The organism is Streptomyces sp. FH025 (assembly GCF_017427025.1).
Lineage (GTDB): Bacteria > Actinomycetota > Actinomycetes > Streptomycetales > Streptomycetaceae > Kitasatospora.
Genome location: NZ_JAFLNG010000003.1, coordinates 1 through 15,058 on the forward strand (window position 1 = coordinate 1; position 15,058 = coordinate 15,058).

A 15,058-nucleotide genomic window follows, 5' to 3' on the forward strand; every position below is an offset into this window, starting at 1 on the left:
GTCCAGGGCCTTGCCGAGGGTGTCGCCGAGGTCCAGCACCATGATCGAGTCCATCCCGGCGTCCTCGAAGCCGAGGTCGTGGTCGGCCACCGCGTCGGGCTCGCCCAGGGTCTCGCCGATGAGCACCTGGAGGATCTCCCGCAGCTCCGACTCCCGCTCCTCGTCGGGGAGTTCGACCAGTCGGGCGGAGAGCCACCCGCGCGGTCCGCCGGTTCCGAAGTGGCCGACCCCGCCGCTGTGGGCCTCGGCGGCCGGCTCGGCCGCGGGGGCGGCGGCGGGCCGGGACGGGCCGGCGAGCTCCCGGACCAGCGCCGAGCGCGGGTGGCCGCGCAGCGCCTCCAGGTACTTGGTGACGTCGATGTCCACGGCGAGCAGCCGGGCTCCGGCCGCCGTGGCGGCGTAGCCGAGCAGCGGGGTCGCGGACTCGTCGGTCAGCGGCTCGATGCCGAGTCGGCCGATCGCCTTGCGGGCCGCGTCCGAGGAGGCCATGCCGCCCTTGGCGCTGGGCACCCACGGGCCCCACTCGACGGCGGTGGCGGGGACGCCCTCGGCCCGCAGCGACTCGGCGAGGCCGTTGAGGTAGCCGTTGGCCGCGCCGTAGTTGGTCTGGCCGGCGTTGCCGAGCAGGCCGGCGGCCGAGGAGAAGAGCACGAAGGCGGTCAGCTCGATGTCCTTGACGGCCTCGGCCAGGTGGCGGGCGCCGGCCGCCTTGGCGGCGAACACCTTCTCCCAGTCCTCGGGCGTCAGTTGGTCGAAGGCGCGGTCGGCGGTGGCCCCGGCCAGGTGGAACACCCCGGAGAGCGGGGCGTCCTGGACGGCGGCCGCGACCACGGCCCTGGCCGCGTCGGGGTCGGAGAGGTCGGCGGACACCACCCGGACGGCGGTGCCGGCGGCCCGCAGCCGCTCGATCGTCTCGGTGGCCACCGCGTCGGGGGCCGAGCGGCCGACCAGGGTCACCGCCTCGGCGCCCTGGCGCACGACGGTCTCCAGGACGCTCAGGCCGAGCGCGCCCAGGCCGCCGCTGATCAGCACCCCGCCGGGCCAGCGCGGCTGCTCCGCGGAGGGCATCGCCGCGGTGAGCCGGGCCAGTCGGGCGCCGTCGGCGCCGATCGCGAGCCGGGTCTCCGGCAGCCCCTGGTCGAGCAGCAGGGTCAGGCTGCCGGCGAGCCGCTCCGGGGTCCAGCCCTCGCCGAGGGTGACCCGCAGCAGCCGGCGCTCGCCGTCCTCGGCCTCCAGGGCCGCGGTCATGCCCCAGAGCGTCTCGCGCACCGGCGCGGCCTCCGGGCCGCCCGCGGCGAGCACCGCGTACGGGGTGGTGCGCGGCGCGGCCTTCAGGCTCCCGGCCAGCGACAGCGCGGCGACCAGGGCCGTGCGCTCGTCGCCGGCGCTCGGGCACCGGGCGTCGACCACCAGCTCGGTGTCGCCGGACACCGCGTCGAGCACCTGGTGGCCCAGGTTCTCGAAGGCCGCGGCGATCCGCCGACCGGGCTCGGCGTCGGCGCCGAGGACGGTCACCGAACGGCCGGGCTCGCCCCGCCCGTCGAGGTCGGGCTCGGCCATCCAGGTGAGCTCGTAGGCGTGCGGCTGGCCGTCGCGCAGGCTCTGCCGGAGCATCGCGCGGCGGGCGTTGCGGACCCGGAAGTTCTCGGCGATCAGCAGCGACCGGCCCTCCGGGGTGAACAGGTGCAGTTCGGCGGTGTCCACCCGGCGCCGCCCGTTGGGCAGCGGGTCGGACTTCAGGACCTTCAGGTGGCCCCAGAGTTCGGACTGCGGCGCGGGCCGCTCGGGGAAGGTGATCCGGTCCGCCGAGAACGGGATGGCGAGCGTGCCGGCGCTGTGCACCTGGTCGTCCACCATGAAGCCGGCGGTGGACTGGAACACCGAGTCGATCAGGCCCGGGTAGAGCTCGTAGTCGGTGACGGCGTCGGGGAGTTCGGGCATCCGGTAGCGGACCAGCGCCTCGCCGCCCTCGACCCAGATGTCGGCGATCCAGCGGAAGGACGGGCCGAGGTTGTAGCCCAGCGCGCGGAAGTAGTCGTAGAACTGCTCCCCGCTGACGTGCCGGTCGGCCCGGGCGATGAACGCCTTGGTGTCGGGGGCCGCGGGCCGGGCGCCCATGGTGGGGCAGCCGATCTTGGCGGCCAGGTGCTTCTCCCAGGCGCCGGACTCGGCGTCGAGCAGGCTGTGCAGGCTGACCCCCGAGCCCTCGCCGCCCTCCTGGTCGACCAGGATCTGCACGTCGTACGACTCGCCGTCCTTGATCACCAGCGGGCGCGGGCAGATCAGGTCCTCGACCGCCAGGCCCTCTCCCCCGCCCGCGAGCGCGGACAGGATCGCCGCCAGGTGCGAGGAGGCCGGGGTGAGGACGGTGTCCTCGATCCGGTGGTCGGTCAGGTACGGCGGGAACTCGGCGCTGCGGCGCAGCGCGAAGGCGCGGCCGGTGATCGCCGGGGAGCGCAGCTCCTGGCCCCAGTGGCGCTCCGGGCCGGCCGGGGCGGCGGGCGCGGACGCGGCGGGGTGCTCGGCCGCGGTGCGGGCCGCCGGGACCCAGTAGCGGGTGTCCGCGAACGGGTAGCGCGGGGCCGGGGCGCGGTGGGCGCCGGAGGCGGCCTGGACGGCGGCCCAGTTCAGCTCCTGGCCGCGCTCGTACAGGGCCGCGGCGGCGGTGAGCAGCGCGGCGCGGTCGCTGGTGCGGCGGCGCAGCGACGGGTACGCCCCGCCGTCGGGCACCGTCTCGGCCAGCTGGAGCAGGTTCACCAGGGTGCGGTCCGGGCCGAGTTCGACCAGGACGTCGACGCCGAGCGCGAGCAGCGTCCGGCCGCTGTCGTGGAAGCGGACCGGGCGGCGCAGGTGGCGCGCCCAGTAGTCGGGGCCGTACGCGCCCTCCTCCAGCACCTCGCCGGTGACGTTGGAGACCACCGGGATGCCCGGGGTGTGGAAGTCCAGGCCGCGGACGACCTCGGCCAGCGCGTCGGCGGCCGGCTCCACGTAGCGCGAGTGCATGGCGACCGAGACCGCCAGCCGCTGGGCGCGGACGCCCTCCTCCTTGGCCCGGCGGACCACCTCGTCGATGCCCTCGGGCGAGCCGGAGACCACCGTCGAGCGCGGGCCGTTGAGCCCGGCCACGTCGCAGTCGGTGCCGGCCACCAGCTCCTGCGCCCGCTCGGCGGAGGCGGTCAGCGAGAGCATCGCGCCGGGGCCGGTCGAGGCGATCAGCCGGGCCCGGTGGGCGGCCAGGGTGAGGCCGGCGGTGGCGTCCAGGGCGCCGGCCACCACGGCGGCGGAGATCTCGCCGAGGCTGTGGCCGGTCACGGCGGCGGGGGTGACGCCCCAGGACTTCCACAGGTCGGCCAGCGCGAGCTCCAGGGCGACGGTCGCCGGCTGCGCGTACTCGATCCGGTCGATCCGCTGCTCGTCCGGACCGTCCAGGACCAGCTCCCGCAGGCTGACGCCGAGCAGCGGGGTGAGCACGGCGTCGTACCGGTCGAAGGCGGCGCGGAAGACCGGCTCGGACTCGTACAGCTCCCGGCCCATGCCGAAGTACTGGCTGCCGGAACCGGTGAAGAGGAACGCGACCTTGGGGCCGCGGCCGGCGGAGTCGACCGGGCCGCCGGTGCCGAGGGCGGTCAGGACCTGCTCCCGGTCGGAGCCCAACAGGGCCCGGCGGAGCGGGAAGTGGGCGCGGCCGGCGCCCGCGGTGGCGGCCAGGCCGGCCAGCTCCGCGGGGGCCTCGGCGCCCTCGATCCGAGCGGTCCAGGCCTCGGCGACCCGCTCCCAGGCGGCGGCGTCGGGGGCGGACAGCGGCAGCAGGAACGGCCCCTCGGGCTCGGCCCCGGGCTCGGCCCGGTCCGGCGCCTCGCCGATCACCAGGTGGGCGTTGGTGCCGCTGAAGCCGAAGCCGGAGACCCCGGCCAGGCGCGGACCGGCGGTGCGCCGCCACGGGGCGAGCGAGTCGACCACCCGCAGGTTCATGGTGTCCCACGGGACGTGCGGGTTGAGCTCCTCGCAGTGCAGCGAGGCCGGGATCCGGCCGTGCTTGAGGGCCAGGACGAGCTTGAAGACCGAGGCCATGCCGGCCGCGGACTCGGCGTGGCCGAGGTTGCTCTTCACCGAGCCGACGGCGAGCGGCTCGCCGGGCTTGCGGCCCCGGCCGAGCACCGCCCAGGCGGCGTTCAGCTCGATCGGGTCGCCGAGCGAGGTGCCGGTGCCGTGCGCCTCCAGGTAGGAGATCTCGGCGGGTTCCACTCCGGCGTCCGCCAGCGCCGCGGTGATGACGGCCTGCTGGGCGGTGCCGTTGGGGACGGTCAGGCCCGAGGAGGCGCCGTCCTGGTTGAGGGCGCTGCCGTGGATCACGGCGTGCACCCGGTCGCCGTCGCGCTGGGCGTCGGAGAGCCGCTTGAGGACCAGGACGCCGCAGCCCTCGGCCCGGACGAAGCCGTTGGCCTCGGCGGAGAAGGTCTTGCAGCGGCCGTCCGGCGAGAGCATGTGCGCCCGGCTCACCGCGACCGAGGTCTCGGGCGAGCTGATCACGTTGACGCCGCCGGCCAGCGCCCGGTCGCTCTCGCCGGAGCGCAGCGAGCGCACCGCGAGGTGCAGGGCGGTCAGCGAGGAGGAGCAGGCGGTGTCCACCGCGAGGGCCGGGCCGTTCAGGCCGAGGGCGAAGGAGATCCGGCCGGCCGCCGCGTTGAGCGCGGTGCCCGCGGCGAAGTAGGCGTCCAGTCCGGCCAGCCCGGAGGCCTCCAGGTGGCGGGCGTAGTCGGAGTTGCTGATGCCGACGAAGACGCCGGTGCGGGTGCCCTTGAGGGAGTCCGGCGCGGTGCCGCTGTCCTCCAGGGCGTGCCAGGCGGACTCCAGGAGCAGCCGGTGCTGCGGGTCGAGGCTCTGCGCCTCGCGGCCCGGGATGCCGAAGAAGGAGGCGTCGAAGCGGTCGAGGTCGCGGAGGAAGCCGCCCTGGTCGGTGGTGATGGTGCCGGGCTCGGAGTCGGTGGAGCGCAGCCGGTCGGCGTTCCAGCGGTCGGCCGGGACGGCGCCGACGGCGTCGGTGCCGGTGCGCAGCAGCTCCCACAGCTGGTCGACGTCGTCGGCCCCGGGGAAGCGGCCGGCCAGGCCGACGATCGCGATCGGCTCGGCGGCGGCGGGCTCGGCCGGGAGCTGCTCCCGGGCCTCGGCCGGGTCGGCGGCCGGACGGGCGGTGGCGGTGCGGCGGCGCGGGGCGGCGGCCTGCTCGGGCTCGGGGCTGTCGGCGACGCGGCGCACGACGGCCTCGGCCAGTTCGGTGACGGTGGGGTGGTTGAAGACGTCGGTGATGTCCAGCCGCAGGCCGTAGGCCCGGGACAGCGCGCCGGCCAGGTCCACGGCCGTGATCGAGTCCAGGCCGAGGTCGTAGAAGCCGGTCTTCTCCGGGACGGCGGCCGGGTCGGCGTGGCCGAGTCCGGCCGCCAGCAGCGCGGCGACCTCGGCGCGGGCGGCGGCGGGCCGGGCGTCGGCGGGCAGGGCCAGCAGCCTGGTGCGGGCGGGCGCGGCCTCGGCGGCGTCGTCCTGCGGCTCGGCGGTCGGCGGCACCAGCACGTCGAACAGCGGGCGGCGGCGGACGGCCGACATGACGGCGACGAAGCGCTCCCAGTCCAGCACGCAGGCCAGGACGTGGGCGGCGGCGTTCGGCGCGGCGGCGGTGAGGGCGGCGGTGCCCTGGGCCGGGGTGAGGTCCACGATGCCCATCCGGGCCAGCTCGCGGCGCTTGTCCTCGTCGGCCATGCCGTGCAGCTCCCAGGTGCCGAAGGCGACGCTGGTGGCGGGCAGTCCGGCCGAGGCGCGGTGTGCGGCGAGCGCGTCCAGGCCGCCGTTGGCGGCGGCGTACCCGCCGCGGCCCTCGTTGCCCCACTGCGCGGAGACCGAGGAGGTCTGGACGAAGAAGTCCAGCGGCCAGTCACGGGCGGCCAGGTGCAGCCACCAGGCGCCGCTGTACTTGCCGCGCAGCGCGGCGGCGAAGTCCTCGGCGCCGGCCTCGGCGAGCGCGGCCTGCGGCAGGGTGCCCGCGCCGTGCACGATGCCGCACACCGGCGGCAGTTCCGTCAACGCGCCGAGCGCGTCGGCGAGTTGGGCCGCCGAGTCGACGTCGGCGGAGCGGTAGTGGACGTCCGCGCCCTGGGCGCGCAGCTCGTCGAGGGCGGCGGTGGCCTCCGCGCCGAGCCGCTCCTGCGGGGTGCGGCCGACCAGCAGCAGGTGGCGGGCGCCGCGGCGGACGAGGTCGGCCGTCACGGCCCGGCCGATCGCGCCGAGGCCGCCGGTGACGAGGTAGGTGCCGTCGGCGGTGACGGGCAGCTCCGGGGTCCAGTCGGCGGGCGCCGGCCGCAGTCGGGCGGTCAGGGCCTCGCCGGCGCGGACGGCGGCCGCGTCCTCCTCGGTGTCGGAGCGGACCAGGCGCAGGGCCGCCAGGGCGTCCTCGGCGGACGGGTCGGCGGGCAGGTCGACGGTGCCGCCCCAGGCGGTGCCCAGCTCCAGGCCCAGCACCGGGGAGAGCCCGTGCAGCAGGCCGTGGTGGGTGGCCGGGACGCGGTCCTCGGCGAGGATCCGGCGCGCGCCGCGGGTCAGCGCGAACGCCCGGCCGCCGGGGCCGGCCGCGTGCAGGGCGCGGACGGCGGAGACCGCCGAGGCGAGCAGGGCGGCGCCGGCGCCGGCCGGGTCGGCCGACGGGTCCTCGGACAGCGGCTCGGCGGAGGGCACGAGGACGAGGTCGACCGGGCCCAGGTCGGCCCGGCCGGTCCAGAAGTTGCGCCAGCCGTGGTCGTCGGCGGGCAGGGTGCCGTGCGCCCAGCCCGCCGGGAGACCGGCCGGGACGGGGCCGAGCACGGTGCCGGGGCGCTCCGCGCGGCCGGCCAGCAGGGCCAGCAGCTCGGCGTCGTCGCCGGCCAGCACCAGGTGGCGCCCGCCGTCCTCGGCCGGGGCGGCCGGGATCCAGTCCAGCTCGTACAGCGGGGCGGCGGCCTCGGCGGGCTCGACAGCAGCGGCTTCGGGGGCATAGGTCTCGCGCTGCCACGGGTAGCCGGGCAGCTCGACCACGGCGCGCGGGAGGTCCACCGGTGCCCAGGTGCGCTCCCGCTCGGCCAGGGTGACGGCCGGGGTGGGCCGGTCGGCCGCCAGGGAGGCCAGGGCGGTGAGCGCCTCGGCGCGGTCGCCGGCGGCGACGTGGGCGAGGACGGCCAGCCGGCCGCGGCCCTGGCTGACGGTGTGCGCGAACGCCGGGTAGGCGGCGTCGTCCAGCCCGGTGAGCGCCTCGGCGAGCCGGCCGGCCAGCGCGCGCAGCGCGGCCGGGGTGGCGGCGGAGAGCTCGAAGCCGGCCGGCTCGACGGCGGGGGTCTCGGCCGGCTCGACGGCGGGGGCCTCGGCCGGCTCGGCCGGGCCGACGATGACGTGGGCGTTGGTGCCGCTCATGCCGAAGGAGCTGATACCGGCGTAGCGGCCGCTCTCCTCGGTGGACCACGGCCGGCCCTCGGCGCGGACCTGGATGTTGGTGCCGTCCAGCGAGATCCGCGGGTTGAGGGTGCGGAAGTGCGTCAGCGGCGGCACCTCGCGGTGCCGCAGGCACAGGATCGCCTTGATCAGGCCCATGATCCCGGCGGCGGCCTCCTGGTGGCCGAGGTTGGCCTTGACCGAGCCGACGTGCAGCACCGAGCCGCCGTTGCGGCGGCCGAGCGCCTCGATCACGGCCTCCATCTCGATCGGGTCGCCGAGCGAGGTGCCGGTGCCGTGCGCCTCCAGCAGGCCGATGTCGGCCGGGCCGAGCTCGGCGTCCGCCAGCGCGGCCTCGATCAGGGCGATCTGGGAGAGCACGTTGGGCGCGGTGAAGCCGGAGGAGCGGCCGTCCTGGTTGGTCGCGGTGCCGTGCACCACGGCGAGCACCCGGTCGCCGTCGCGCCGGGCGTCGGCGAGCCGCTTGAGCACGATCAGGCCGGCGCCCTCGCTGCGGACGAAGCCGTTGGCGCGCGCGTCGAAGGCGCGGCACAGGCCGTCCGGGGAGAGCGAGCGGGTCTGCTCGATCACCCGGGTGGAGCCGGGCGAGAGCACCAGGTTGACGCCGCCCGCGAGGGCGAGGTCGACCTCGCCCCGGCGCAGCGCCTGCGCGGCCTGGTGCACGGCGACCAGCGAGGAGGCGCAGGCGGTGTCGACGGCGACGGCCGGGCCGGTCAGTCCGAGCGAGTAGGCGATCCGGCCGGCCGCGAAGCTGTGGCCGTTGCCGGTGGTCCAGTAGGTGTCCGGGTCGCCGGCCAGCCAGTCCGCGTAGTCCTGGCGGCCGGTGATGCCGACGTAGGTGCCGACCCGGGTGTCGCCGAGGCCGTTGGGCGCCAGCGCCGCGTGCTCCAGGGCCTCCCAGGCGATCTCCAGCAGCAGACGGTGCTGCGGGTCGATGGCCCGGGCCTCGCGGGGGCTGATGCCGAAGAAGGCCGCGTCGAAGTCGAGCACGTCGTCCACGAAGCCGCCGCGGTCGGGGAGTTCGGCCCACTCGGCGGCGAACGGGCCCATCCGCTCGGCGGGCCGGCGGCGGACGAGGTCGGCGCCGCCGCTGAGGGCCTCCCAGTAGCCGTCGAGGTCCTGGATGCCGCCGGGCCCCCGCAGCCCGACGCCGATGACGGCGAGGGGCCCGCTGCCGGTGCTCGCGGCCAGTTGCGCCTTGAGGGTCTTGATGGTGTCGAGGGCCCGGGTCAGTGGTGTGACCGTGCGGGCGGCACCGTCGTTCGATGTCATCTGGGAGCGTTCCTGTCTCTGCGCCATGGGTGGTTCGGGGGTTGCCTGCACGGTTCAGCCCGCCGCGATCGCGGTGTGGAGCCGCTCGCTCAGCGCGCCCGAGAGGGCCCGCGCGTTGCCGTAGGTCCACAGGAGGGTGGGTGAGAGCGGGAGGCCGAAGGCCGCCTCCAGCCGGTTGCGGAGTTCGAGGCTCATCAGCGAGTCCAGGCCCATGGCCTTGAACGGGGTCTCCTGGGCGATGGAGTCCGGGGCGACCCGGAGCACCCAGCCGACGTTCTCCCGGACCCTCGCCTCGACCAGTTCCTGCCGGGTGGTCTCGTCGGTGGTGCGGAACAGCGCGAGGAAGTCGGTGTCGGCGGTGCCGACGCCCTCCTCCTTCTGCCGGCGCCGCAGGGTCTGCCAGGTCCTCTGCGCCGCGGTGCCCGGGTAGGCGTCGAACCACTGCCGCAGGTTGAGCGGGGCGTAGCCGACCACCTGGCGGTCCTGGCCGAGGAGTTCGGCGAGGTCGGCCCAGGCCTCGGCGGTGGTGAAGCTCGCCATGCCGCGGTCGCCGAGCCGGGCGCCGCGCACGTCCTCGGCGGCGGCCAGGCCGACCTCGGCGAACGGGCCCCACTGGACGGCCAGGGCGGGGCGGCCGGCCCGGCGGCGGGCCTCGGCCAGCGCGTCCAGGTAGGCGTTGGCGGCGGCGTAGCCGGCCTGGCCGGGGTTGCCGACCAGCGAGGCGACCGAGGAGAACAGCACGAACAGGTCGAGCGGGTCGTCGGCGGTCGCCGCGTCCAGGTGCCGGGCGCCGTCCACCTTCGGGGCCAGCACCCTGGCCACCTGCTCCGGGCGCAGGCTCAGCACGGTGGCGTCGTCCAGCACGCCGGCCGCGTGCACCACCCCGCGCAGCGGCGGAAGTTCGGCCCGTACGGTGTCCAGGGCGGCCCGCAGTCCGGCCTCGTCGGCGACGTCCACCGGGTGGACGGCGACCCGCACCCCGCCGGCCCGCAGCCGCTCGATCCGCGCCGCGGCCTCCGGGCTCGGGGCCGAGCGGCCGAGCAGCACCAGCGCGCCGGCGCCGTGCTCGGCGAAGTACTCGGCCAGCGACAGGCCGAGGGCGCCCAGGCCGCCGCTGAACAGGTAGCTGCCGTCGGCCCGGAACCGGCCGCCGGGCATGGCCTCGGGGGCCACGGTGCGGACGGTCTCCGGCCGCTCCAGCACGAACTTGCCGATGTGCCGGCCGTGCGACATCTCGCGCAGCGCCTCGGCGGCGTCGGCGAAGTCGTGGCCGAGCCTGGGCAGCGGGGTGATCCGGCCGTCGGCGACCAGCCGCCAGACGTCCGCGAACAGCCGGGCGAACTTCTCCGGGCGGCGGTCCAGCAGGCCGGCCAGGTCGACCGAGGCGAAGCTGAGGCTCTTGCGGAACTCCGACAGGCCGAGGTTGCGGGCGCCGTAGATGTCCTTCTTGCCGACCTCGATGAACCGGCCGTCCTCGGCCAGCACCTCCAGGCCGAGCGGGATCGCCGCGCCGGTCAGCGAGTTGAGCACGACGTCCACGCCGCGCCCGCCGGTCGCGGCGCGCACGCCCGGGGCCCAGGAGAGGTCCCGGGAGTCGAAGACGTGCTCGATGCCGAGGCCGCGCAGGTACTCCCGCTTCTCCTCCGTACCGGCGGTGGCGATGACCCGCGCGCCCAGCGCCCGGGCCACCTGGACGGCCGCCAGACCGAGGCCGCCGGCCGCGGAGTGGACCAGGACGGTCTCGCCCCCGGCCAGCCGGGCCAGGTCGTTGAGGGCGTACCAGGCGGTGCCGAGCACCAGCGGCAGACCGGCCGCGTCGGCGTCGGACACGCCGTCCGGGACGGGCTGGACGTGGTCGGCCCGCAGCGTCACGTGCGAGGCGAGCGAGCCCATCACGCAGGCCGCCACCCGGTCGCCGACGGCCAGCCCGGTGACACCGGCGCCGAGGGCGGTGACCCGGCCGACGCACTCGCCGCCGAGCAGCCCGGCGCCGCCGGAGCGGTCGGGGTAGGTGCCCATGGCCTTCATCACGTCGATGAAGTTGAGGCCGGCCGCCGTCACCGCCAGCTCGACCTCGCCCTCGCCGGGCGCGCGGCGGCCGAGCGGGCGGAAGCCCACCTCGTCCCACCGGCCGCCCCGGCCGACGGCCAGCCGGAAGGGCTGCTCGGTCGGGCGCCACCCGGCGGTCGGCGCCGGCTCGTCGTACCCGGGCGCGCCCGGGACCAGCCGGGCCACCAGGCGGCGGCCGGAGCGCAGCGCGACCTGGTCCTCGCCGTCGCCGGCCAGCAGTTCGGCGGCGCACTCGGCGGCCCAGCCGTCCTCGCCGGGCAGCACGTCGAGCAACAGCGCCTCCAGCTCCGGGTGTTCGCGGTGCACGACCCGGGTGAAGCCCCAGAACAGCGCCGCGCCCGGGTCGGGTGCGTCCGCCGGGTCCACGGCCTGCGCGGCGGCGGTGACCACCGCGAGGCGCGGGACGGCGGAGCGGGCGGTGGCCGCCCGGACCAGCTCGGCGACGGTGTTCAGCGCCGCGCGCTGGGCGTCCAGGCCGGCCGCCGCGTCCGGGGCGAGGTAGACGACGCCGTCCGACTCGTCGCCCGCGACGTCGCCGGGGGTGCCGACGGCGGCCCGGGCACCGGCGGCGGCCAGTGCCGCGGCCAGCTCCTCGGCGGGCGCCCCGGCGCCGACGACCAGCCAGCGGCCCGGCGCGGCGGCCGGCTCGGGCCGGGCCTCCTCGGCGAAGCGCAGCCGGTACTCGCGCTCGGTCTCCTCGCCGGCCCGGCCGGCCGGCTCCAGAGGCCGCATCCGCAGGCCGTGCATGGCCAGCAGGGGCTGCCGGCCCAGGTCGTACAGGTACAGGTCGAAGAGGTGGTCCTCGCGCTGGACGGCGTACGCCCACAGCTCGGTGACGGTCTGCTCGAAGTCGCCGAGCAGCTCGACCCGCCGGACGCCGACCGGCACGACCAGTCCCTCGCCCGCGCACAGCGGCAGCACCGTCTGGAGGGCGCCGTCCCACAGCGCCGGGTGCAGGCCGTACGGGCGGGCGCCGGCCCGGCAGCGCTTCGAGAGCTCCACCCGGGCCAGGGCGCGGTCGCCCTCGGAGTGCAGCGCCTGGACGCCCTGGAAGGCCGGGCCGTAGGGCAGGCCGCGGGCGGCGGTGGCCGCGTAGAAGGCCTCGGTGGCGACGGCCTCGGCGGCCAGCAGCTCGGACGGGAAGTCGGCGGCCTCGGAGACCGGGGTCTGCCAGCCGGCCCGCACGGTGGCGTGGGTGGTCCAGCCGTCCGCGCCCTCGGGCAGCGACAGCAGGGTGAAGGTGCCGCCCTGGGCGAGGTCGTCGCGCCAGAGCGCGCCCAGGTGGGCGGGCCGGTCGCCGATGGTCAGGTCGCTGAGGAACTCGACGTCGGTCAGCGCGGCCGGCAGGGCGCCGTGCCGGGATCGGGCGGCGGCCACCGCGTGGGCCAGCATCGCGGTGCCGGGCAGCACCACGGCGTCGTCCACCTTGTGGTCGGCCAGCCAGGGCGCGGTGTCGGCGGACAGGTCGAGGGTGGCGTGCCAGGTGTCCTGCTCGGTCACGGCCGGCTCCAGGTGGAACTCGGTGCCGGTGCGGCCCGCCGGGCGGCGGCTGGTGTCCAGCCAGTACGACTCCCGCTGCCACGGGTACTGCGGCACCTCGGCGAAGGCGCGCGGCAGGTCGGCGAACGGGGCGAGGCCGGCCGTGAACGCCCGGGCGTGGGCGGTGGCCAGGTCGAGCTCGGAGCCGGCCTCGCGGCGCAGCGAGGTGAGGACGGCCGGCCGGGGCTCGCGGGCGCCGGCCAGCTGCTCGATCGCCGGGGAGAGGACCGGGTGCGGGCTGATCTCCACGACGTGGGTCACGCCGGAGTCCAGCAGCTCGCCGAGCGCGTCGGCGAACAGCACCGGGCGGCGCAGGTTCTCCACCCAGTACGCGGTGTCCAGCTCGGGGCCGTCCAGTCGCTCGACCCGGACGGTCGACATCAGCGGGATCCGCCCGGCCCGCGGGCGCACGTCGGCGAGCGCCTCCGTCAGGTCCTCGCGCAGCTCGTCCATCTGGGGGCTGTGCGAGGCGTAGTCCACGTTGACCATGCGGCAGAAGACGCCCTCGGCCTCCAGGATCTCCTTCAGCGCCTCGACGGCCTCGGTGTCACCGGAGAGCACGCAGGAGGTGGGGCCGTTGTTGACGGCCAGCGACACCAGCTCCTCGAAGCCGGCCAGCGCCTCCCGGGCCGCCTCCATCGAGAGGTCGACGGCGAGCATCCGGCCGCGGCCGGAGACCCGGCGGGCGATCGCGCTGCGCCGGGCCATGATCATGGCGGCGTCCCGGTAGGAGAGGATGCCGGCCAGGGTGGCGGCGGTGACCTCGCCCTGGCTGTGGCCGATCACCACGTCGGGCTCGACCCCGGCCTCGCGCCACAGCTCCGCGATGCCCAGGGAGACCGCCCACAGGGTCGGCTGCACCATGTCCAGGCGCTGCAGCCAGCCGTCGCCGGCCTTGCCGGAGACGACCTCCACGAGGTCCCAGTCGACGTACGGGGCGAGCGCCTCGGCGCAGCGGTGGACGACCTCGGCGAAGACGGGCCGGCTCGCGTACAGCTCGGCGCCCATGCCGGCCCACTGGGAGCCCTGGCCGGGGAAGACGAACGCGGTGCGCCCGGCGGCGGTGTCGGCGCGGCCGGTCACCACGCCCGGCGTCTCGGCGGCCGGGTCGGCCGCGAACCGCTCCAGGGCGGTGGCGAGTTCGGCGGTGGAGCGGGCCACCACGGCGGCCCGGGAGGGGAAGGAGTCCCGGCGGTGGGCCAGGGTGCCGGCGAGTTCGGTGAGGTCCGGGGCGGCCGGGGCCGCGGAGATCAGCTCGGCCAGGCCGGCCGCCCGGTCCCGCAGGGCCTGCTCGTTGTGGCCGGAGAGCGGGACGACGACCGGGCGGTCGGCGGCCTCGGGGGCGGGCGCCGCCGGCGCGGCGGCCGCCCCGGTGGGCGGGGCCGTCATGAGGACGGCGTGGGCGTTGGTGCCGCCCCACCCGAAGGAGTTGACGCCCATGTAGACGGGACCGTCCTCCGGGAGGGGCAGCGGCTCGCGGACGACACGCACGTTCAGCTCGTCGAAGGGGATCCGGGAGCTGAGCCGCTCGGCGTGCAGGCTCGGGGGAACGACGCCGTTCTCCAGGGACAGCACGACCTTGAACAGCCCGGCCAGGCCGGACGCGGCCTCCAGGTGTCCGATGTTGGACTTGATCGAGCCGACCGCGATCGGGTGGGCGCTGTCACGCCGTTGTCCGATGGCGCGGCCGATGGCGCCGGCTTCCACGGGATCGCCGCGGCGGGTGCCGGTGCCGTGTGCTTCGACGTACGCGAGCTTGTCGAGGGGCACGCCGCCGTCGCGGTAGACGCGGCGCAGCAGGTCCTCCTGAGCCTCCGGGCTCGGGGTGACCAGGCTGTCGCCGCCGCCGTCGTTGTTGACGGCGGTCCGGACGATCACGGCGTGGATGCGGTCGCCGTCGGCGAGGGCCCGGGCCAGGGTCTTGACGTAGACCGCTGCCACGCCCTCCCCCCGGACGAACCCGTTCGCGGACTCGGCGAACGCGGCGCAGCGGCCGTCGGGCGACAGGCCGCCGAAGTGGGTGAGCCCGATCGACACGTCGGGCGTCAGGATCAGGTTGACCCCGCCGACCAGGGCGGCGTCGATCTCGCCCTGGCGCAGCGCCTGGACCGCCAGGTGCAGCGCGACCAGCGAGGAGGAGCAGCCGGTGGCCACGCTCAGGCTGGGGCCCTGGAGGCCGAGGACGTAGGAGAGGCGGGCGGAGATCACGTCGATCGCGTGGCCGACCGCGCTGCGCTGGCTGGCACCGCCGACGGTGTCCTTGCGCAGCAGCTCGTAGTCGTGCCACAGCGCGCCCACGTAGACGCCGGTCCGGCTGCCGCGGACGTCCTCGGCGCGCACGCCGGCGTCCTCCAGCGCCTGCCAGCCGGCCTCCAGAATGAGCCGCTGCTGCGGGTCGATGTCCTCCACCTCGCGGGGCGAGATGCCGAAGAACGCCGGGTCGAAGCGGTCGACGCCGTCGATGAATCCGCCGACGGACTGGATCTCCTTCTCCGGGTCCAGTTGGGCGGTGGTGTCCCAGCGCTCGGGCGGCACCGGACGGATGGCGTGGCCGCGCTCCGTCAGCAGCCGCCACAGGCCTCGGGTGTCGGCGGCTCCGGGGAATCGGCCGGCCATCCCGACGATGGCGACCAGCTCGTTCGGGTCGTGACTCACAGCGTCCGTGTGCATCTCTCTACCTCGGTTGTCGATGGGGGAAGTGCTCGGG

General features: G+C 76.6%; 2 protein-coding genes. Both read right to left on the minus strand.

All coding sequences use genetic code 11. The features are described from left to right. A partial coding sequence (locus J0670_RS00350; RefSeq protein ID WP_207808424.1) for a type I polyketide synthase occupies positions 1-8,742 on the minus strand: 8,742 nt, incomplete at its 3' end. Between the two features lie 54 nt (positions 8,743-8,796). Then, positions 8,797-15,021 carry a type I polyketide synthase gene (locus J0670_RS00355; protein WP_207808426.1) on the minus strand — a complete coding sequence of 2,075 codons (6,225 nt, stop codon included), beginning with the start codon at positions 15,019-15,021 and terminating at the stop codon, positions 8,797-8,799. Positions 15,022-15,058: the final 37 nt, after the last annotated feature.